This window comes from Mucilaginibacter agri (assembly GCF_009928685.1).
In the GTDB taxonomy this organism is placed as follows: domain Bacteria; phylum Bacteroidota; class Bacteroidia; order Sphingobacteriales; family Sphingobacteriaceae; genus Mucilaginibacter; species Mucilaginibacter agri.
Window position 1 is genome coordinate 879,846 of sequence record NZ_WWEO01000044.1, and the last position, 21,839, is coordinate 901,684.

At 42.8% G+C, this 21,839-nt stretch carries 22 protein-coding genes; 16 read left to right on the forward strand and 6 right to left on the reverse strand.

Annotated elements, in window-relative coordinates; translation table 11 throughout:
• The first annotated feature begins 44 nt into the window (after positions 1 to 44).
• The gene (locus GSY63_RS20015) at positions 45 to 1,313 is read left to right on the forward strand and encodes a dipeptidase (RefSeq protein WP_166587591.1); all 1,269 of its coding nucleotides are present in this window, start codon (positions 45 to 47) and stop codon (positions 1,311 to 1,313) included.
• 147 nt (positions 1,314 to 1,460) lie between these two features.
• Positions 1,461 to 2,114: a hypothetical protein gene (locus GSY63_RS20020; protein ID WP_166587592.1), complete on the forward strand. Its 654-nt coding sequence runs from the start codon at positions 1,461 to 1,463 to the stop codon at positions 2,112 to 2,114.
• Here the strand turns inward: GSY63_RS20020 and GSY63_RS20025 are convergent.
• Entirely contained in the window at positions 2,094 to 2,627 is a 534-nt protein-coding gene (locus tag GSY63_RS20025; protein ID WP_166587593.1) for a GNAT family N-acetyltransferase, read from the reverse strand. The two genes, GSY63_RS20020 and GSY63_RS20025, sit on opposite strands and share 21 nt — an antisense overlap.
• Positions 2,628 to 2,759: 132 nt before the next feature.
• Between GSY63_RS20025 and GSY63_RS20030 the strand changes: the two genes are divergently transcribed.
• Positions 2,760 to 3,116, forward strand: coding sequence for a hypothetical protein (locus GSY63_RS20030; RefSeq protein WP_166587594.1), 357 nt, complete (start codon positions 2,760 to 2,762; stop codon positions 3,114 to 3,116).
• A gap of 32 nt (positions 3,117 to 3,148) precedes the next feature.
• On the forward strand, positions 3,149 to 3,829 hold the full coding sequence (locus GSY63_RS20035) for an NHL repeat-containing protein (RefSeq protein ID WP_166587595.1): 681 nt from the start codon (positions 3,149 to 3,151) through the stop codon (positions 3,827 to 3,829).
• A 64-nt stretch (positions 3,830 to 3,893) separates the two neighbouring features.
• On the opposite strand, the gene GSY63_RS20040 is transcribed toward GSY63_RS20035, so the two are convergent.
• Positions 3,894 to 4,715, reverse strand: a complete 822-nt coding sequence (locus GSY63_RS20040) for an alpha/beta fold hydrolase (protein ID WP_166587596.1) — start codon at positions 4,713 to 4,715, stop codon at positions 3,894 to 3,896.
• A 359-nt stretch (positions 4,716 to 5,074) separates the two neighbouring features.
• Positions 5,075 to 5,635 (reverse strand): elongation factor P, encoded by a 561-nt coding sequence (efp, locus tag GSY63_RS20045; RefSeq protein ID WP_166587597.1) that lies wholly within the window; start codon positions 5,633 to 5,635, stop codon positions 5,075 to 5,077.
• Between the two features lie 231 nt (positions 5,636 to 5,866).
• On the opposite strand from efp, the gene GSY63_RS20050 reads away from it, so the two are divergent.
• From GSY63_RS20050 to GSY63_RS20060, 3 genes are all read left to right on the forward strand, one after another.
• Entirely contained in the window at positions 5,867 to 8,257 is a 2,391-nt protein-coding gene (locus GSY63_RS20050) for an ABC transporter permease (RefSeq protein WP_166587598.1), read from the forward strand.
• A 127-nt stretch (positions 8,258 to 8,384) separates the two neighbouring features.
• Positions 8,385 to 8,936 carry a thioredoxin family protein gene (locus GSY63_RS20055; RefSeq protein WP_166587599.1) on the forward strand — a complete coding sequence of 184 codons (552 nt, stop codon included), beginning with the start codon at positions 8,385 to 8,387 and terminating at the stop codon, positions 8,934 to 8,936.
• Positions 8,937 to 8,989: 53 nt separating this feature from the next.
• Complete coding sequence (locus GSY63_RS20060) at positions 8,990 to 9,541, forward strand: lipocalin family protein (RefSeq protein ID WP_166587600.1); 552 nt, start codon at positions 8,990 to 8,992, stop codon at positions 9,539 to 9,541.
• A 234-nt stretch (positions 9,542 to 9,775) separates the two neighbouring features.
• Here the strand turns inward: GSY63_RS20060 and GSY63_RS20065 are convergent, their stop codons facing one another.
• Positions 9,776 to 10,315: a protease gene (locus GSY63_RS20065; RefSeq protein WP_166587601.1), complete on the reverse strand. Its 540-nt coding sequence runs from the start codon at positions 10,313 to 10,315 to the stop codon at positions 9,776 to 9,778.
• A gap of 132 nt (positions 10,316 to 10,447) precedes the next feature.
• Entirely contained in the window at positions 10,448 to 11,023 is a 576-nt protein-coding gene (locus GSY63_RS20070) for a histidine phosphatase family protein (protein ID WP_166587602.1), read from the reverse strand.
• A gap of 132 nt (positions 11,024 to 11,155) precedes the next feature.
• On the opposite strand from GSY63_RS20070, the gene GSY63_RS20075 reads away from it, so the two are divergent.
• From GSY63_RS20075 to GSY63_RS20115, 9 genes are all read left to right on the forward strand, one after another.
• On the forward strand, positions 11,156 to 11,770 hold the full coding sequence (locus GSY63_RS20075; RefSeq protein ID WP_166587603.1) for a sensor histidine kinase: 615 nt from the start codon (positions 11,156 to 11,158) through the stop codon (positions 11,768 to 11,770).
• A gap of 45 nt (positions 11,771 to 11,815) precedes the next feature.
• Entirely contained in the window at positions 11,816 to 12,157 is a 342-nt protein-coding gene (locus tag GSY63_RS20080) for a hypothetical protein (protein WP_243749275.1), read from the forward strand.
• Positions 12,158 to 12,366: 209 nt separating this feature from the next.
• On the forward strand, positions 12,367 to 13,170 hold the full coding sequence (locus GSY63_RS20085) for an adenylate/guanylate cyclase domain-containing protein (RefSeq protein WP_166587605.1): 804 nt from the start codon (positions 12,367 to 12,369) through the stop codon (positions 13,168 to 13,170).
• A 70-nt stretch (positions 13,171 to 13,240) separates the two neighbouring features.
• On the forward strand, positions 13,241 to 14,062 hold the full coding sequence (locus tag GSY63_RS20090) for a helix-turn-helix domain-containing protein (protein ID WP_166587606.1): 822 nt from the start codon (positions 13,241 to 13,243) through the stop codon (positions 14,060 to 14,062).
• A gap of 116 nt (positions 14,063 to 14,178) precedes the next feature.
• Complete coding sequence (locus tag GSY63_RS20095) at positions 14,179 to 14,931, forward strand: SDR family NAD(P)-dependent oxidoreductase (protein WP_208094607.1); 753 nt, start codon at positions 14,179 to 14,181, stop codon at positions 14,929 to 14,931.
• 17 nt (positions 14,932 to 14,948) lie between these two features.
• On the forward strand, positions 14,949 to 15,707 hold the full coding sequence (locus tag GSY63_RS20100) for an SDR family NAD(P)-dependent oxidoreductase (RefSeq protein WP_166587607.1): 759 nt from the start codon (positions 14,949 to 14,951) through the stop codon (positions 15,705 to 15,707).
• A gap of 141 nt (positions 15,708 to 15,848) precedes the next feature.
• A complete protein-coding gene (locus GSY63_RS20105; protein WP_166587608.1) occupies positions 15,849 to 16,322 on the forward strand; it encodes a VOC family protein in 474 nt (157 codons plus the stop codon).
• A gap of 339 nt (positions 16,323 to 16,661) precedes the next feature.
• On the forward strand, positions 16,662 to 19,991 hold the full coding sequence (locus tag GSY63_RS20110) for a TonB-dependent receptor (protein ID WP_166587609.1): 3,330 nt from the start codon (positions 16,662 to 16,664) through the stop codon (positions 19,989 to 19,991).
• 69 nt (positions 19,992 to 20,060) lie between these two features.
• Positions 20,061 to 20,456, forward strand: a complete 396-nt coding sequence (locus GSY63_RS20115) for an acyl-CoA thioesterase (protein WP_166587610.1) — start codon at positions 20,061 to 20,063, stop codon at positions 20,454 to 20,456.
• A gap of 16 nt (positions 20,457 to 20,472) precedes the next feature.
• On the opposite strand, the gene GSY63_RS20120 is transcribed toward GSY63_RS20115, so the two are convergent.
• Positions 20,473 to 21,468 carry a glycoside hydrolase family 43 protein gene (locus GSY63_RS20120; RefSeq protein ID WP_166587611.1) on the reverse strand — a complete coding sequence of 332 codons (996 nt, stop codon included), beginning with the start codon at positions 21,466 to 21,468 and terminating at the stop codon, positions 20,473 to 20,475.
• Positions 21,469 to 21,839: the final 371 nt, after the last annotated feature.

Genomic DNA, 21,839 nt, shown 5'->3' on the forward strand with positions numbered 1-21,839 from the left:
GTATTTCCCCCCGCACTTCGGCCACAATTACTTAATTTAATATCATGAAGAAATTTCAACCGACTTGGTCGCGACGGGAGTTTATTAGCGCTATAGCTATGGCTGGCGCGGGCAGTGCTGTAATGCTGAACCCACTGACTGCATGGGCATTGCAGGAAATCGATCCTAAAGTGGCTGCTATTGTAGCAAAGACAATAGGTATTGACACGCACAATCATGTAGATATACCTTTGTTAACAGCAGAAGTTCCTGGTCCAAAAATCGATCTCGCTGGTGAAATGAAAAAGTCGGGTTTGTCGGCCATCTGTATGACATTTGCGCTCGATTACCAAAAGCTCACAGAACCCGGACAGGCTTATGAGCGGTTTCTGAACGGATTGACCGCATACGATCAGCAATTAAAAAATAACGGTATAAAACGCTCTTTGAATCTGGCAGATTTAACAGCTGCTCATAAAAAGCATCAGCCAACGGTTATCCAATCCGTAGAAGGCTGCCATTTTCTCGAAGGCCATTTGGACCGGGTTGGTGTAGCTTATAGCAGAGGATTAAGACACCTTGGGTTGCTGCACGATAGTGACGCATCCGTACCCCTGGGCGACGTATATACCAACGCACCACAATGGGGTGGTTTAACCAAGTTTGGCGCCGAAGTTATTAATGAGTGTAACCGTTTGGGCATACTGGTGGACTTGGCGCACGCCAACATGGAAACTGTAACCGCAGCAATTAAAGTAGCTACTAAACCGGTAATGATCTCGCACACCGGCCTGGACACCCGGTTAGGCAATAACGCTTTTATGGCCAAAATGATGAGGCCGCGGCTCATCAGCAAAGAACAGGCAAAAATTGTGGCAGATGCCGGTGGCATGATTGGCGTATGGACACACCTGGCCGACACACCATTAGAATATGCGCAAAACATCCGCGCCTTAGTAGATGTAATTGGTATCGACCACGTAGGCATTGGTACGGATACCAAACTAACCCCGTCCTACGGTTCACGCGATGGTTTCGGACCAAAACCTGGCCAACAGGGTCCGCCTCCCGGTGGTAATATGGATGGTAAGCCAGATGGCCCTCCGGGCGGTCCGCCACCAGATGGCAAAGTTTCGGGCGGCCCTCCTCAAGGAGGTGGTCGTCCACGTGTTGGCGAGCGTACCAATGAAGCCTGGCAAGATCAGAAAGTTGGTTTTTATTATGCTGTTGTAGACGCGCTGCTAAAAACGGGCTTTACGGCCGACGAAATTGGCAAAATAGGCGGTGGTAACTTCTGCAGGGTATTTGATGCAGCGACAAAAGGGCATTCTTAAGCTTTGGTTATTTCGCTGTTGAAATTCAGGATGTAGTTTAAAAATGGACATTACTTGTTCCAAATTTAAAACTGCAACCTCTAGGGCTGATTTTTCAAAATTTCTATTAAAAGAAAGCCTGATTTTTAGCGGAAATAATTAAACAACGTGATCAAAAATTTATCGCTAATATTTACCGTCGTTGTAGCGCTGTGCCTCAGCGCCTGCAGCAGCCCAATGAAAATTGTTGCTTCCTGGATCAACACCGAGGAAATTAAACCCGAACCCTATAAAAGCGTTTTTATCATAGCCCTCACCGGAAATCTGGAGGCAAAACGAGCTATAGAAAATGACCTTGCAACCAATGCCGAAGCCCGAGGAATAAAAGCCTATAAGAGTATAGTAGTTTTCGGTCCGTTTTCGGGAAAGTCAAGTATCCCGTCTAAAGATATCATTTCGAAAAAAGTGGCTGAACTTGGCTGCGAAGCTATCTTCACCGTGGCCTTAGTAGATAAGGAAATAACCACAACTTATGTCCCATCCTCAACTACCGTTGTTGGTGCACCCTATTACCCTACGTATCCTTACTACGGAAGCTTCGGAGGTTATTACGCCTATAGCGCAATTTATTATGACCCTGGCTATTACTCTACGGATAAGAAGTATTCATTAGAAGCTAATGTATACGATGCGAAATCTGAAAAATTGATCATTTCTATCGAATCGAAAGCAGCAAATCCTTCGGGCATTCAGAAATCGAGCAAACAGTACACCACTTTACTGGCCGATGAAATTTCAAGATTAAGGCCGCAAAGAAAATAGTACTTCGATATCATTTTCAGAACGATAGATGTATATGAGATGGCCGGCATCCTCTAATTTCTCAACAAATCCCAACCGTTTTAATACGTTTTTCGATTTGATGTTTCCTTTTTCAGCCACAGCGATGATCTTTTGCAATCCTATAGTATCAAGGCCGAAATCAATGGCGAGCTTCAAGGCCCTAGTCATATACCCCTTTCCATAAAAGGCAGGTTTAAGCACGTACCCAAGTTCGCCTGTATAGTTTGCAAAGCCGCGGTAATAGCCGCAAGTACCCACTAATTTAGAAGTCTGAGCATCTACAATTCCCCAATGGATGGTGTTGCCTTGCTGATAATCTTCATTTATCCTTTCCTGCATTTGTATAGCCTCTTCGGGCGAAGCAGCTGGTATGCCGTCATAAAAAGATATATCCATAATGTCGACTGCGTCTTTGGCAGTTACGGAACGTAGTATAATATCTTCAGAAGTTAACACAGGAAAGTTTGGATATGGTGGATTTTTAAGCTTCATATTCAAAGTTAAAAATACGGTCTAGTAATCGACCGGGCAAATCAGATCCTCAACTCAGATTACATCGAGTCTTACTTTCATTTCGGGCATTTGTTGTTATTTTAGTCCGATATTGATTAACCCCTTATGACAATGAATTTTCTCCCTGGCCTAAAACGGGCGATATTATACTTCGGTTTTGTCTCGTTAATAACTGCGTGTGGCAAAAGCCCTACTACACCAGATTCGCCGACTATCCCTGTAGCGTCTTCCAAGAAATGGATTGTAAGCACAATTGCAGGTTCTTCCACTCCAGGCTTTAAGGATGGGGATTCTACACAAGTACAATTCAATGCTGCACAAGCTATTGTAGCAGACAACAATGGCTATCTCTTTGTTGGCGAAATTGCAATACAAGCATTAGACAGGTCAGTTATACCGGGCACGTTACAACTTATACCGGCAAAACCATTGTTAACTCTGGTTTTGGTAATATTTATAGTATTGTAAGAGATAGTAAGGGCGCAATATTTACAAATGAAATGAGGCTAATTCGAAAAATAAGTTCATCAACCGTAAATGTCGTTTTTGCCGGATCGTTATCAGAAGATTATTTAGACGGTACCGGCACCAATGCGGCCTTCAATTGGATCGGTAACATGGCTATTGACAAACAAGACAATATTTTCCTGCCTGATTATGACAATAAGAATAATTTTCGCCTTCGCAAGATTACTCCCAACGGTGTGGTGTCTACATTAAATTTACAGGATAATACCGGTTACAACTCCAATGGCTTACCAAATTCAAAAGCTTTATATAGCACTGCCGTGGATGCATCTGGTAATATATATGTAACAGCAAATAACAATAGCCTCATTAAAAAGGTAGACCCAACAGGTAATGTAACCGTGCTGGCGGGCGGCATTTTTGGCTTTAAAGACGGAAAGGGCACCGATGCGCGCTTTAACAACATACTCGGTATGACTTGCGATGCCACTGGCAACCTTTGGGTAAGCGATTGTAATAACCACGCCATCCGTAAAATAACACCCGATGGCACGGTAACTACCATAGCAGGAGTGGGAACCAAGGGATTTGCGGATGGTGAAGGTTCTAAAGCATTTTTCAACTACCCTTACGGAATTACGGTCGATAACAACGGCGTTGTATTTGTTATGGATACCGGCAACAACAGGGTACGAAAACTGGAATATAAATAATTAAAAAAGCCGTCGTCATCCCGACGACAGCTTTTTCATCTACATTATAAAACGAGGTGTCGTTTTATGACTTAATAAATTCTAAAAGATCTTTATTGATAGTTGCAGCTTCGGTAGCCGGCATACCATGTGGGAAGCCCGGATAAGAAATCAGCTTTCCGTTTTTCACAAGCTTAACTGCTTTCTCTCCTGATAGGTGGAATGGAACAATCTGGTCGTCCTCGCCATGCAGCACCAATACTGGAAAGTCTACACTTTTAAGGTCTTCAGTAAAATCTGTTTCAGAGAATGCCTTGATACCTTCTACATGGGCTTTAACGCCACCCATCATACCCTGGCGCCACCAGTTATGTCTGATACCTTCAGATATTTTGGCACCTTCGCGGTTGTAGCCGTAGAATGGAATGGTGAAATCCTGAAAATATTGAGCCCTGTTATAAGCCGTACCTTCGCGTATTTCATCAAATACCGACATCGGTACACCATCCGGGTTGCTATCGCTCTGTACCATTATTGGGGTAACAGCGCTAATCAAAACAACCTTGGCAACGCGGCCTTTACCTAAAGTTGCTGCATAGTGAATAGCCTCACCACCACCTGTTGAGTGTCCAATATGAACTGCATCTTTCAGATCGAGCGCCTCAGTGATAGCTGCTACATCTGAAGCGTAGGTGTCCATATCGTGCCCTCCCGAGGCTTGAGTCGAGCGACCATGACCGCGACGGTCGTGCGCGATAACGCGATAGCCTTCCTTCAGGAAAAACATCAATTGTGCATCCCAGTCGTCACTTGACAGTGGCCATCCGTGATGAAAAAAAAGTGGCTGGCCACTTCCCCAATCCTTGTAATAAATTTCGGTTCCGTCTTTTACTGTAATCTTACTCATGTGTTTTTCAATTGTGTGGTGTGAATAATTTGAGAGATGTATACCTGATTTCAACGCTGCCCGCACACAGATGTTTTCCGTTATTCGCTATTGCTCTACTAATAGTTTTGGACATTTGTGCATTAAGTTGGACCGGGTAAAAAAATCAGGAATAATCTCTTTGATAACCAAATTAGGAGGTTTTAGATTCCGATAGAAGCACATTCTGCATACCGATAGCTTATATGACACTTGGCTTGAGAATCTCCGTCAATTTGTGACTCATGGCAGACTTTGAGAGATAAAAAGCGAAATCATTATCAAACAAAAAGCCTCAAATTTCAACAATTTGAGGCTTTTTAATATGATGTTATGCGTAATTATTTCACACGCTCAACGTATTCGCCGGTGCGGGTATCTAACTTTATTTTATCACCCTGGTTTACAAACAGAGGCACTTTTATCTCTACACCATTTTCGGTAGTTGCGTTTTTTAATGCGCCCGAAGAGGTATCGCCTTTTACAGCAGGCTCAGTATAGGTAATCTCAAGCTCTACAAAGTTTGGTGCAGTTGCCATTATCGGCTCTTCGCTTTCGAAAGAAACAATAACGTTCATACCTTCTTTCAGGAATTTAACAGCTGGGCCAAATAATGCCTTAGGGATACTATGCTGATCGTAAGAGGTGTTATCCATAATTACCATGAAATCACCTTCTTCGTACAGGTATTGGTAATCGTTAGTTTCTACACGGCAAATTTCTACCTGCTCGTCGGTACCCAAACGGGCTTCCACAATTTTGCCGGTTTTAATGTTGCGAAACTTATCTAAATAAAACGCGCCCCCCTTACCCGGCGTACGGTGTAAAACCTCTGTAACGGTTACCAACTCGCCGTTGAAACGTAATATATTGCCTACTTTAATTTCTGATGCCTTTGCCATGAAAAATATGGTTCTAAATTTTTGACCCCAAAGATAGATTAAGTTATGGAAAGCTTCGAGGAAAAAATGCGAGTTTGGTCAATTGGCACTTCCCCCAGCCCAAACCGAACACCCACTGTATCATAACCGCACATTCAAACACCCCATCGCCAACACAAGACACTAACAACCAATTACTTAACTAACTGGCATCCTATTGGCGTGATTTCGATTAACAAACTCAATCGAAACATGATCCGCAATTATATTAAAATCGCGTGGCGTAATATGATTAACCATATTACTTACAGTGCGCTAAATATTGTTGGCCTGGCTGCCGGCATGGCCGTGGCTTTGCTTATTGGTTTATGGGTGTTTAACCAGTATAGCTACGACAAGTTTTTGCCCAATTACAAGCAGCTGTACCAGGTGGAGATGAACATTACCACTCAGCATGATGGCGAGCACACGCAAAGCGCCGTGGCCCTACCCCTGGCCGATGTATTGCGGAAAGAGATACCCGGCATTAAGCACGTTTCTGAAACCGACTGGGTGGGCATGCAATGGCACGACCTGCTCATCGGCGATAAAAAGCTATACATTGCAGGTGGCGCAGTTTCGCCCGATTTCTTGCAGATGTTCGGGCAGCAATTTGTAAAAGGCAACAGCAAAGTTGCCCTGAACGATCCTTATTCTATCGTGCTTAACGAGTCGACCGCCAAAGCCCTATTCGGCAATGCCGACCCAATGAACAAATTGGTGAGGCTGGATAACCAGCAGAATTTAAAGGTTACCGGCGTGGTTAAAGATGCGGTTAAAAACTCTACCCTTCAGTTTGGCTTCCTCTACCCATTCGCTCTTAAAGAACAAAACGAAGGTTGGATGAAAAACGCCCGCAGCACCTGGACCAACAACTCTTTTAACATGTATGTGGAGTTGCAGCCCGGGGTAACCAACGAGCAGGTTGCCGGCAAAATCAAAAACATCGTTTACAAAAACAGCACGCTCATGCGCGCAGGCAAACCCGAAATTATCCTTTACGCCATGAAAGACTGGCACCTGTACACCCAGTTTATAAACGGCAAGCCAACGGCGGGTTTTATAGAGTACGTGCGTATGTTCAGCATTATTGGCATTTTGGTGTTGCTTATTGCCTGTATCAATTTCATGAATCTCTCTACCGCGCGGTCGGAAAGAAGGGCTCGCGAAGTGGGTGTGCGCAAAGCATTGGGTTCGCAGCGTAAAGATTTGATATTCCAGTTTCTGACCGAATCTATATTGATCAGTTTCCTGGCATTTCTGCTATCTGTTGTGCTGGTTCAGCTGGCTTTGCCGTGGTTTAATAATTTGACGAGCAGCACTGTAGCTGTCCCATACACCAATCCGCTGTTTTGGAGTATGATGATAGCCTATGTGCTGTTTACCGGTTTACTGGCGGGGAGCAGGCCGGCGTTCTACCTGTCGTCATTTAACCCGGTGAAGGTTTTAAAGGGAACTATCCAAACCGGCAAGGCAGCATCTTTGCCGCGTAAAATATTGGTGGTTGCACAGTTTACCTGTTCTATCACACTTATCATCAGCACTGTTATCGTTTATCAGCAAATTCAACATGCCAAGAGCCGACCAACAGGTTACAGCGCCGACCGCCTGCTGATGACCGACATGAGCGGTGACCTAGTTGCCCACTACGATGCTCTCAAAAACGACCTGATGGCTACCGGCCTTACCGAAGACGTAGCCTTTGCGTCCAGCCCTATTACCAATGTATACAGCCATATGTCGGTTGATAAGTGGCAAGGCAAAAATGCAGGCGATGAAAGTATAAACATCGGTTGGATAGACGTTTCTGACAACTATTTTAAAACCCTTGGGATGGAGATGGCGGCCGGCCGTGGCTTTACCCAAAGCGTAACTAACGATACCAGCAGCGTAATATTGAACGAGACTGCCGTAAAACGCATGGGGTTAAAAGACCCGATAAACCAAATGATTACCTGGAATGGCCGCAGCACCCCGGTGCGTATAGTAGGCGTTGTAAAAGATGCGCTGATGGAGTCGCCGTTTACACCAATAGCACCGGCCATATTTACGCATGCATCCGGAGGCAATTGTATTATGTACCGCTTATCTGCCAATGCCAAAACGCATGAAGCCATAGAAAAGATCACTAAGATTTTTGATACCTATAATCCTGCCTACCCTTTCAGTTACCAGTTTGTTGACGAAGAGTATAACCACAAATTTAATCTCGAAGTACTGGTAGGTAAACTGGCCGGCGTGTTTGCAGGCTTGGCCATATTTATATCGTGCCTTGGCCTGTTTGGCTTGGCCGCCTACGTGGCAGAACAACGTACCAAAGAGATCGGCATCCGTAAGGTGCTTGGCGCCACCATAGCCCAGGTCTGGCTGCTGCTCTCCCGCGATTTTATTACACTGGTTATCATTAGTTGCCTTTTGGCCACGCCTGTGGCACTGTACTTTTTAAGCAATTGGCTGCAGAAGTATGATTATCGTATCAGCATTGGTCCGGGTGTATTTATCCTGTCGGGCATGGTGGCTATTACTATAACAATGCTTACAATAAGTTTCCAGGCTATTAAAGCTGCACTTACCAACCCCGTAAAAAGCCTGCGAAGCGAATAAGATCTTAAGGTTTAGTTTTTTAAAGTTTATCAATGTGTCAGAAGGCCTTCAACATCAGTTGGAGGCTTTTCTGTTTTTATTAAAACTTTTGTTTGTAACTTCACTTTTAAGGTAAATACCTCCTCTTATGGACTTGACAGCGTATCAGCAATATTTCTCCAACATACTGGAACATCCCCTGCCACCTTATGACAATCCTGATTATCTGAATTATGCCAAACTTAACTGGGCGAGACAACACCGCTGGTTAAAGGTGGGAGTGTTGAATAAAGACCTGGTTGATTTGATACAAAGCATTCGCACAGCGCAAAAGTGGATTATCATAACCGAACCCTGGTGTGGCGATGCCGCCCATACCCAGCCCTTTATGCAAATGTTGGCCGCCCAGAACAGAATGATTGTGGTAGACTACCAGTTGCGCGACTCGCCTCCATTTTTAATTGAGCAATACCTTACCAACGGAACACGCTCTATCCCCAAGCTGATTATCACCGACGGTTTGGAGGAGATAGCAACCTGGGGCCCTCGACCACTTGGCTGCCAGTTACTCTACACTCAACTGATTAAAGATCATGCGCCAATGGACGAAAAAAAAATCGCCCTCCAAAAATGGTACAACGACGATAGAGGTGAAAGTTTCCAACTTGAATTACTGGCTTTGCTTAACCAGAAGCTATAACTCAGCCCTTCAATTGCGCCAAACAAATAATCTAACTCAACGGTTAAATTATAATGAAAGCGAACAAATGGTACTTAGCCCTGGCTTTAGGAGCTGGCGCAGCTGCAATTGCTATTACTATAAGTGGATGTAAAGCCGTATCGATACCTAAAGGCGCTAAGGCTGTGCAACCCTTTGATAAAGATAAATACCTGGGTAAATGGTATGAGATTGCCCGGTTCGATTTCAGGTTCGAGAAGCATTTGGATAACGTTAGTGCCACCTATTCGCTCAATGAAGACAGCAGCATTCGGGTTGATAACCGTGGGCACGACTACACTAACAATAAATGGAAAGAAAGTATTGGCAAAGCCAAATTTGTTGGCGATGCCGATATAGCGCGATTGAAGGTATCTTTCTTCGGTCCGTTTTATGCGGGATATAATGTGATCGCTATCGACGATGATTACCAGTACGCATTAGTGGCGGGCAACAACCTCAACTACCTGTGGATTCTTTCGCGCAAAAAAACGATACCCGTTAACGTAAAAAACATCTACCTCAAAAAAGCTAAAGAGCTGGGCTACGACACAGACAAATTGATCTGGACTAAGCACGATAAATAGCCCCCAATCTCTTATATATCCCCAAAAATCAGTTGCAACTTAAAAAGTGCAACATACCCGACAGCTTATTAAGGCATTTTCTCTGGGTGAGGCGTTTACTTTGTATTAATGATAAGCCGGGTGATATCGAAGAAGTAAAATAGATAAATAAGAGATCACATAGAAGTGTTTCTGTGATAATTAAGTGTTAGTTAGTTTTTGCAAGCAAGGCCCTCAGTAGTGGGCTTTGCTTGTTTACTTTTTAACGTATTCAAACGAAACGCTCTGATCGCTAAATAAGCCGCTCATGTTTTGGCCCACATAAGTAACGGTGTACTTGCCTGGTTTGGTAATAGCAAAGCCTTTAAGCAGGTCTACTGTGGCGCTCAGGCTGTCGCGCGGGTTTACTTTAATATAGCTGCTGGCAGGTGGGGGCATTATTCTTTTGGCCATCGCTCCGCGATAATCAGCTTCAACACCGCTTTCGTCTTTAATCTCCAGATATTTGCTCATTAAGGGTTCAAATGGTGTATGCCATTTACAAAACTGTTGAGCACTATTCTCCGGGTTATGCACGGTAAATTTCAGCAACACAGAATCGCCTATGGTGATGCTCTTTTTAATCCGCATGGTTACATATAGCGCTTTATCTGCAGGTTTGGTTATATCCGCTTGCAGTGCCGAATCGGCTTTGGTGTTACCAGTCGCCGTGGCATTAGTGGTGGTCTTCGATTTAACATGGCATGACGCTAATGCTAATAAAGCCGCAGCGGTTAATAATTGGTAGCTTTTCATAATAAAGATCGGTTTCTTGTATACCTCAGGCTTGGTGCTGATTCTTATTTCGTATCATTCCATACGGCATAATCTCAAAGGGTGATACAGCAGAGGCTTAATGCACTGGCATTGCCCTGGTTTACAAGCATATTAAAATTCGCAGGTTGCTGTCGGATGGATATTCTCTTTGTCAACAGTCAGCACACCTTTTTTTCCTTTAGGAAAGGTTACAATGTAAATAGAATCGTAATCATCTGGGGCCCATTTTAAATTGGGAGAACCTTTGATGCCCAACAAATCGAGGATTTTGGGCAGTTGCTTATGCTCCCAAACCACCAGCACGGTGCCGGTACGTGTATTTATCTTTTGCACCAGGTTAGCCACGTCATCAACATCGTAATTGGTATTAATAGCCAGGTTATATTTAACGGCAAAAGGTAAAACGGTTTGCATCATACGCCCGTTAGTAGTTTGTTTACCTGTTGAAGGCGACGGAACAAAAATATAGTTAGGGATGCCAAACTTGCTTTTCAAAACCTCTGGCAGCTTTAGGGCCCTGTTAAACCCGGTACACGACAGGTTATAACCATTGTCCGGCTTTTCGGCATGGCGTATCAAAACAACTTTAAGGTTAGAGCGGTCTGGTTTCCCTCCCGCCATTACATTAGTTAGCATACCGAATATAATTAAGAACGTAGCGCTCCAAAATGTGAAAGTCTTTTTCATGTGGGTTGATATTTACACTACCATAATAAGAAAAACGGCTGAAGTGTTTTGGAGAAGAATTAATGATCCGCTCCGAGCGCCACCTACGAGGATAAAACGGGGCATTAACATTATATTAGCCAGCGTAAAACTATGTCAATCTTCGATCTATTTAAACGTAAGCCCAACCCCGAACAACTTAGGCTCGAAAAAATGCAGACTGAGCTGGAGTTTCTGAGATCGCAACAGAACCCGCAGTTTTTACATGCCACGCTTAACCATATCTATAAGATGGCTTATCCGGTTTCTGATCAGGTGGCGGATGCGATTCAGAAATTATCCGACTTAATACCATACATGCTCGCTGATAATACCACTAGCACCGTGAATCTGCAAAATGAAGTTGAGTACTTAAAGCTATATATCGATCTGCATCGCCTCCGTTTAGGAGAACCTTTCTCTGTAGATTTTAAAACCACTGGCGATATTACTGCAGTACAAATTGCACCCTTGATACTGTTTCCTTTTGTAGAAAACGCACTGAAGCATGGTGTTCTAAATCTTGAAAATCGCCCTGTGAGAATTGCCCTCCAAGCCTCATATAATCGCTTAACGTTTACGGTGAGTTATAAAATAAATCAAACCCCGGAAAACGAAGATACCATTCGCCGAAGGTTGGAATTTCTTTATCCGGGCAACTATGATTTGATGATTGCTAATAACGGTGAAACTTATAAAAGTACGCTGACTATAAAATTTACTACTTAAACTTATAAGCTTAAAACATTTTGGCCCGAAATGCTTTTTTTAAGTATGAGTGCCACCGATCAGGATTTTCGCGAAGAGTTTAAGCCACTGCACATCCCAGCGCATTACAACGCAGGCGATAGCGAGCAGGATAAAATCATCTACGCTCTTGCGCAGTTACAGCAAGCAACATCAGACGAGGTTGCAACCGAGCTTGCCAAACACGACCCCACTATTAGTCTAACGGAGTATCAAGACAAAGCTGCGTCGGTATTGAACATCTTATTCGGCAAAGGGCTTATAAAGGGCATCAATGTCAATGGCTCTATAAAATACAATCTCAGCAAAATCACCCATGCTAACGACGGTACTATCGACCCGGAATTGTTGGCACCGGGGCTAGATTAGTGGTTAAAAAATAGCCTTTCGATCTTCCTTAATCTCAATCGACATTTGTAATGTCATAACAGTTTCCCAATAAGGTCATACCAATGCTATAAACAATTTCAGCCCATAAAAGCGCGCGGTAAATATTTGATTTTTGCAATCATTACCCGGAATTATACAACCGTTGGCCGCTTAACCCGGCCTACCTTTGTTGCACAAAATATAGCTTTATGAATCTTTGTACTCAATTACATAAAAATACCAACGCGCCGTTTCGTTTAACGCCTCCGCTGCCTGCCAAGAATAAAAAGGACGGCAACTGTGTAAAAATGCCCGATAGTAGCATTGTTTGTAAGGATAACGAAAGCGGCTGGAGCATGCCTTACGATTCTTTAGGCGAAGAGAAAGAATTAGGCTTGCTATTTTTAGATATCCGCAACTTCACTGTTTTTATGGAATCGCATCAGGCGTATGATGTAATTTATGTGATCCGTAAATTATTCGTACTGTTTAGTCAAACCATTAAAAAGGCCGGTGGCCGTGTTATCGAGACAGCAGGCGACAGCATCTATGCCGTATTTGGTTTGGATACCGACGTTACCGAAGCAGTACAAGCATCTGTAATTGCTTCGTCTGCCATATTCCACGATCTCGAGATCTTTAACGCCACTTACGCACAACCATATTTCAACCTTAATTTCGAAATCGGCGTTGGCCTTCACAAAGGCAATGTAGTGGTTAGCCAATACGACCTCCAACTTAACGAACGTATGACGGTTATGGGCCTGCCCGTTAACATAGCCTCCCGATTACAATCTGAAACCAAGGAATTAAATAACAACTTATTAATTTCCGAAGAAGCTTATAGTTTATTAGATATGCATGCTTGTAATCCTGAGCAAAAAACGGTTCATTTAAAAGGCATGTCGAGCCCGATAAATGTGCGTTTGTTGGGTAAACCTTATGGCCTGGTTGTTGCCAATAAACCCGTATTGCCAGAGAATTTCGAATATTATATTGCTATGGCCGGATAAGCAAAATTAAGGCCGGGTAAACCAAAGTCCATCTGGTTTGTATATTATTTACTTAACAGATAGCTTATACTTGAAAACTTCTACCGAAATACCTGTACATCGTTTAGCAGATTCAGTTTTTCACGCTTCCTACGGTAGCGATATAAACCTGGGCGATCATAGCGCAACCCACAGGGTAGATTTCTTTGCTATTATTTGGTTTGGCTCTGACAGCGACCCGCATTATATAGATTTCAAACCTTACCCGGTTAAGAAAAACACAGTGTATTTGCTGGCGCGCAATCAGGTACATTCAATTCCGCAGAGCCGGCCCGATGCAAGGGTCATCATTTTTTCGAAGGACTTTTTTGACAGTATCGAGGAAGATGACCTCCGGTTTATTTTCGTTCCATTTAATAACGAGGGTATTACCATTACCCCCGAAATGGAGAAACCGATGACCTATTTATTCGACCTTATTAAGTTAGAAAATAGTACAAATAACAATCTTCACCTACTGCACATTTATACCAGCGCATTTTTGTTGCAACTGCATCGCCTCAGCCACAACTCTAAAACCCTTACCGCTTATCACGACGAACGCCTACGCAAACTATTCCAGCTTATTGGAACCCATTACAAAACCCAAAAATTGGTCGACTTTTATGCCGATAAAATAGGTCTCACATCAAAAAGGCTTAACCAAATAATGAAGGAAAAGATAGGCTTATCCATCAGCCAGATCATTTACAACTACACCTTGATAGAAGCCAAGCGCGAGATCAGCCATCGTACAAAATCCATGAAAGAAATAGCCATTGAGTTGGGGTTCAAAGATCAGTCGTACTTCAGCCGTTTCTTCAAAAAACAGACTGGTATTACCCCCGAACATTTCCGCAAAGAGATTTTTTAACTTTCAGAATAAAAATTTCCAAATAGTGCTAACATAGGAGGCAATTGTGAGAGCAATTATGGAAGCTATTTTGCCATTCTGAACGTTATAATAGCATAACATAATTAAAAATACAGATGGCTATTTTAAAAGATAAAGTTGCCTTGGTAACCGGCGCCGGATCTGGCATTGGTAAGCAAGTGGCACTAAAGTATGCAGCCGAAGGCGCAAAAGTTGTAGTTAGTGATATTGTAGAAAAAGGCGGCAAAGAAACCGTTGAAGAAATCGTAGCCGCGGGTGGCGAAGCCTTTTTCGTAATGGCAGATACCGGGCTACCCGATGACAATGAATATCTGGTACAACAAACGCTCGAGAAATATGGGGCTTTGCACATAGCCTGCAACAATGCCGGCATAGGTGGCCCAAGTGCCCCAATAGGCGAATACCCAATTGATGGCTGGGATAAAGTAATTAAGATAAACTTATCGGGCGTTTTTTATGGTATGCGTTACCAATTACCTGCCATTCTAAAATCCGGCGGTGGTAATATCGTTAACATGGCCTCTATTTTAGGTAAAGTTGGCTTTGCATGCTCGGGCGCTTATGTAGCTGCCAAACATGGCGTTATTGGCCTAACCGAAGCAGCGGCCGTTGAATATGCATCGCAAGGTGTTCGTATTAATGCGGTTGGCCCAGGTTTTATTAAAACCCCGTTGGTAGAAAAATCTATGGACGAGGCATCGCGCAAAGCACTGGTTGCCCTGCATCCGATAGGTCGCTTGGGTGAATCTGAAGAGGTTGCCGAATTGGTCCTTTGGTTAAGTTCCGACAAGGCCTCATTTGTTACCGGTTCTTATTATAATGTAGATGGCGGCTATTTAGCCCGTTAATAAAACTAAAAAATATCATGGCAAGATTGGAAAATAAAACCGCCTTAATAACCGGCGGGGCCGGATCTATCGGTTTAATTACTGCTCAAAAATTTTTAGAGCAAGGTGCAAAAGTTATCTTAGTCGACCTAAAAGAAGACGCGCTTAAAGAAGCGGTATCATCGCTCCATAGCGAAAACGTAAGCTATATTGTTGCCGACGTTACCCAAAGCGCCCAGGTTGAAAACTACGCGAAGCTAGCTGCCGAAAAGTTCGGCAAAATAGATATCTATTTTAACAATGCCGGTATTGAGGGCGTAGTTAAACCCATTACAGAATATCCCGAAGATGTATTTGATAAAGTAATAGCTGTAAACGTTAAAGGCGTTTGGCTTGGCTGTAAATATGTATTGCCAATTATGGCCGATGGTGGAAGTATTATTATCACCTCATCTGTTGCCGGGGTTAGTGGTTCACCGGGTACCAGTGCGTATAATACCAGTAAGCATGCTGTAATTGGAACTATGCGTAGTGTAGCCTTAGAAGCGGCTCCTCGTAAAATACGGGTAAATACGGTACACCCTTCTCCGGTGGATAATCGCATGATGCGTTCGCTTGAGGCTGGATTTAATGAGAAAGATGCGGCAGGTGTTAAATCTCAGTTAGAAAAAAGTATTCCACTGGGCAGATATGCCGAGCCATCGGAAATTGCTGACCTGGTAGTATTCCTCGCTTCTGACGAAAGTAAATTCATGACCGGCACGCTGAACATAATAGACGGCGGCATGCAGGCGTAAGACATTTTTTTGTTTCAATTTGACAATCCCTTGTACTTAGTTGTGCAGGGGATTTGTGTTGATATACCTTATAAAAAAGAAAATTTAGCACATTATTATTCTATGATTTAGCTGCTATATTAGGGTAACCAAATTTCAGTTATGAAACTTTTAATAGTACGCTCTAATATAAAATCGTGTATTGCGGCAATCGCATTAGCAATCAGCCTACCTGCAATTTCATTTGCCCAAACCACGGCTACAGTTGATCACATAGCCATTTGCGTAAAAGACCTTAAAAAAAGCACAGCTTTTTATACTGAGGTTATGCATCTGCAAAAAGTAGAAAATCCGTTTGCCGATACGGTACACCAATGGTATAACATTGGCAACAATATAAAATTACACGCCATACAAGGCGATTGTTCAGGCTCACATCAAAAATCTGATCATCTTTGCTTTAAGGTAGGTTCCATTAAAGAGTTTGCCAAGCAACTTGATAAGCTTAACATCGCCTATAGTAATTGGAAAGGCGACAGCAAAGAACCAACCTTAAGGGCCGACGGCGTATTACAACTTTATTTTCAAGACCCTGATGGTTATTGGATAGAAATAAATAGTCCGGCAAAAAAATAGATATATTTATTCATAACTACCTAACATAAAACTTTTAGCTCTATTTCTTTAATTTTTGCGGAAGAAATTGATCATTTTATTCATTTATAAGCAATCAGAACCGTCCGATTGACATATTCAAGCAGTTAATTCCATTCATTTTTAAACTTTACGTCAGTTTTTCATGAACATTAAAACGAGTTTTCCACAAATAAACCATAATATTTAGCAGAATCGCCCATTTTGTTAAGCCAATGTTAAGAAATCAGGAAAATACTTAATGTTAGTTTAAAGAATTAGTATTATAATAATCATAACTTTGCGGTAAACATAAAACAACTAACGTTTAATCAGCAAAGTATGCGAAAAATTTTACTTATTTTTTCAGTACTCCTTGGCGTAGTATTATTTAATAATAATAACGCTAACGCACAGGGTGTAACTACTGCCAGTGTTAACGGTGTCATCACCGATAATAAGGGCCCAATTCCGGGTGCTACTGTAGTAATCACCCACCTGCCAACGGGTACCGCTTATTCAACAGTAAGCCGTGCCGACGGTCGTTACAACATCCCTAACTTAAGGGTAGGTGGCCCATACACCTTCAAAGTAACCTTTATCGGTTACAGCCCATTCGTTCAGGAAAACATCACTTTATCTATTGGTCAGGATCAGCGCATCAATGCTCAGATCGAAGCTAATAATACGACCTTGAAAGAGGTTACCATTAGCAGCACTGCAGGTAAAGTAATTAACTCATCACGCACAGGTGCACGCGAAACCGTTAACCGTCAGCAAATTGAGGCATTACCTACTATCAACCGTTCATTAGCCGACTTTACCAAACTTACTCCATCTGCAAATGGTTTAAACTTTGGTGGCCGTAGCAGCACATTCAACAACATTACTGTTGACGGTGCTCTGTTTAACAACTCTTTCGGTTTATCAGGTACCTTAGGTGGTCAAACCAACTCGCAGCCAATTTCATTAGATGCGATCGATCAGATCCAGGTTGATATCGCTCCTTTCGACGTTCGTCAAGGTAACTTTACCGGCGCTGGTGTAAACACAGTGGTAAAATCAGGTACAAACCAGGTTAAAGGTACTGCTTACTATTATGTTCGCGGTCCAGGTTTAACCGGTTACAAAGTTGGCCCTACCCGTATCCCGGAAACATCTTTTGACTATCACACTGTAGGTGCAAGCCTTGGGTTCCCAATCGTTAAAAACAAATTATTCTTATTTGTTTCTGGCGAGCAAGAGCGTAAAAACGAACCGCCAACCAGCAACTACATTGCAAGCCGTCCAGGCACAAGTGGTGCAAACGTTTCTCAGGTTCAAGGCGCTACTTTAGACGCAATTTCAAGCTACCTGAAAACCAAGTATGGTTATGATCCAGGTCCGTATGAAAACTACAATTACCTTACTTCAAGCGATAAGGTAACAGCTAAATTAGACTGGAACATCAACAAGAACAACACTTTAAGTGCGAAATATTTCTACCTTAAATCATACAGAAACCTTGCAGCAAGTAACTCTGGTGTAAGCAATAGCGATGGTAAAACAGCTGTTGGTATTGGTACCCGTCAGCCAGGTACATTAACCTTACCATTCTACGGTTCTGGTTACCAGATCAACAACAACTTTAATATCGGTATCATCGAGTTAGACACGCGTGTAAGCAATAACATGAGCAACAAATTAACTGTTGGTTACTCTGCACTGCGCGATTACCGTAAATCATTAGGTAGCTCAGACATTCCGATGGTAGATATCGACAATGCTGTAACTACTCCAACAGGTGCTGTAACAACTGCGGCTACAGGTACTTCTACCAGCTTTGGTTATGAGTTATACACTGCAGGAAACCTTTTAAATACTAACATTTTTCAGTTTTCTGACGATTTCACCATCTTCTCTGGTAAACACGAGTTTACATTTGGTACCAACGACCAGATCCAAAGCTATACTAACGGTTTCGCACCAGACTATAATGGTTTATATACTTACAACTCAGCGTCAGACTTCCTGAATGGTTTACCAGCAGCAGCTTACACTTACCGTTACTCTGCAGTAGGTAACGATTTCCCTTACGCAAAAATCAAAGCATCTATCTATAGCGTTTACGCTCAAGATAAATGGCATGTATCAGATAACTTCCGTTTAACTTACGGTGTACGTGCTGATTATGACGCTTTCCCAACCAGCCTTCCAGCTAACCCTAATGCAGCAGCATTATCATTCCAGCAAGGTATACATGTAGATGTATCTAAACTGCCTAAAAACCGCGTTCAGATCTCTCCTCGTGTAGGCTTTAACTGGGATGTTAACGGCGATCAAAGCACTCAGGTACGTGGTGGTAGTGGTTTATTTGCCGGTACTGTTCCTTTTGTGTGGATCTCTAACCAAGCTTCAAACAACGGTTTATTGTTCGGTTCATACACTGTAACAAAAGCAAACTCTCCTACAGATCAAAGATTAATCTTCAACCCTAACGTAAATGCTAACCGTCCGGTTGGACAAGGTGCAGCTAATACTTCTTACGAGTTAGACGTTGCAGATCCAAACTTAAAATATCCTAAAATCTGGAGAACTAACTTAGCTATCGACCAAAAATTACCTGGTGGTATCATCGGTACAATCGAGGCTGCGTATACAAAGGATATCAATGCTATCTACCACGAAAACCTGGTATTATCTGATACCTATACTACTTTCGCTGGTCCTGAGGCTCAGATCCGTTATACGTCTAAAAACACTACACCTAGTTCGGCTTCTGCACAAAGTGCAACCAATCCGTTCATCAACGGCTTGTATTACATGACTAACACCAAAAAAGGTTATTCATATTTCATCACAGGTCAATTACAAAAAAGCTTCTCAAGCGGTTTCTACGCAAACGTAGCTTATACCTACAATGCGTCTAAAGACGTTAATGACGGCGGTTCTACTGCTTCAACTATCTGGAGTTCACGTGCAATTTCTGGCAACCCTAACGGTGATGTTTTGGGTAACAGTACTTACGTGCAGCCAAGCCGTATAATTGCGTCTATTGCTTACCGCAAAGAGTACGGTAAAAACTATGCTACTTCAGTAGGTCTTATCTTCGAGGCAGCTAACAACGGTGCTATTTCTTACACCACCGCAAATGACCCGAACAACGACGGTGCTCAGAACGACTTGATGTATATCCCAAGAAACCAGTCTGAAATTACCCTGGTGCAAAACGGTACTACTGATACCAGAACTGCAGCACAATTATGGAACCAATTAAACGGTTTCATTAGCCAGGATAAATACTTAAATACACACAGAGGTCAGTATGCTGAGCGTAACGGTGCTATTATGCCTTACTTCAAACGCGCTGACATGAACGTTACCCAGGATTTCTATGTAAAAGTTGGTAAATCACGTAACACTATCCGTTTAACTATGGATATCATCAACGTAGGTAACTTCCTGAACCGTAACTGGGGTACTTATCAGGTATCTTCTATTACCGGTGGAAGCACAGGTAACGTAGCTATTTTACGTTACGTTGGCACAGATGCAACAACAGGCCGTGCTCAATATACATTGCCTTATCTGGATGCAGCTAACCAAATCCCTCCAACTACTTCGTATAAAAACGACACCAGCATTTTATCACGCTGGCAAATGCAATTCGGTGTTCGTTATATCTTTAACTAATCCCGAGCATTTAACATAATAAAAAAGCCCTCTCTGATATCAGAGAGGGCTTTTTTTGTACCTTGCGCCATGCATATAGAAACCGATATCGACGAGCGGATTAAATTATCAGAAACCCGTATTTTTAAAGCCGTTTTCCCTAACACCACCAATCATTACGATACGCTTTTCGGTGGCACAGCTATGCATCTAATGGATGAAGTAGCTTTTATTACTGCTACACGTTTTGCTCGCAAGCGCATGGTAACTGTATCTTCCGATCGTATTGACTTCAACAAGCCAATCCCAGCCGGAACTATTATCGAATTAGTTGGTAGCATCAGCCATATAGGTAATACGAGCTTGAAAGTCTTAGTCGAGATATTTATCGAAGAAATGTATTCCAACATTCGCGACAAAGCTATCACAGGCACATTTACATTCGTAGCTGTCGACGAGCATAAACACCCTATCAAGGTAGTTTAAACATCTTTGGAAAGTCTTATTTAATAGTTTCTGCTGGTACGCCTTCTCTTGTTATTTTAACCGGCTTAATGCTGCCGTCTGCGTTGAAGTACAACTTATCTATGCAAACTTCGCGATGATTACCATCAGTTTCGGTAAGGGGACGGCGGTGATATACGATATACCAGGAATCGCTTTTAGCATTATGTATGAGCGAATGATGCCCGGCACCTCTTGCCACGGCCATATCCTGCTGTAAAATTTTCCCTATACGTTTAAACGGTCCGAAAGGCGAATCGGCTATAGCGTATGCCACGGAATAGTCTGGGCCCGTCCAACCACCTTCCGACCACATAAGGTAGTATTTACTATCCTTGCGGATCATGTAAATGCCCTCCACAAAACCTTCTGGAGTTATTTCTTTAAAAGTATTACCATCCGGAAGCTTGCCAAGCGATTTAAAATCGTCGTTTAAGCGAGCGATGTTTGCATGCCCCCAGCCACCGTAAAGTATATAATATTTACCATCTACGTCCTTAAACACAAACTGATCTATAGGTTGCGCGCCGTTAACAATAGTATTAATAAGCGGCTTGCCAATGTGATCTTTGAATGGTCCTCCTGGCTTATCAGCAACCGCTACACCGATGCCGCCCTGTTCACCCTCGTGCATATCATTTGCACCAAAAAACAGGTAATATTTCTTATCCTTTTGCACAATGGCCGGTGCCCACATAGCCCGCTTGGCCCATTTAACGTTAGTTGTGTCTAATATATCATGGTGCTTATCCCAATGGATCAAGTCTTTTGACGAGAATGCATCAAAGAACACCTGCTCATTATATTTTGCCGAATAAGTTGGATAAACCCAATACTCATTACCAAATACTGCCGCATCCGGATCTGCATACCACCCTTCGAATATTGGGTTGCCCGAAGTTTTAGATTTGCTGATGCTTTCCGTAGGTTTGGTTTGTGCTATTGCACCAATAGATCCGCAAAGTACACATGCTATTAGCCCGATTTTCTTCATTATAGATAAATGTTAGAATGGTAAAAATAACAGTTTACATCAATCGACGGAATACAAATGGCGAATTTTAGGGGAGTAATAGAAATATCAGCCAATACTGCTTTATAATTAGTAAACGAAAGTTAGTGCTGCTGGGTTTATGTAGCCCCGCTATCCGCTCATACAGCACAGGCCTTAGCCACAGGGCGGGTATCCGCTGCTATCAGGTTTAGGATTGAGGGGCTATTGTTAAACAACAAAAAAGGCAGCGGGGTTTCCCTTGCTGCCTTCCGTATTATATATTATGGTGGTTAGTTACCCGCTTTGCTCCTCATACCCGGGGTAGATAACCGTTTTTGCTTGTTCATTTTTAGCTGTTCATCAGATTCAAC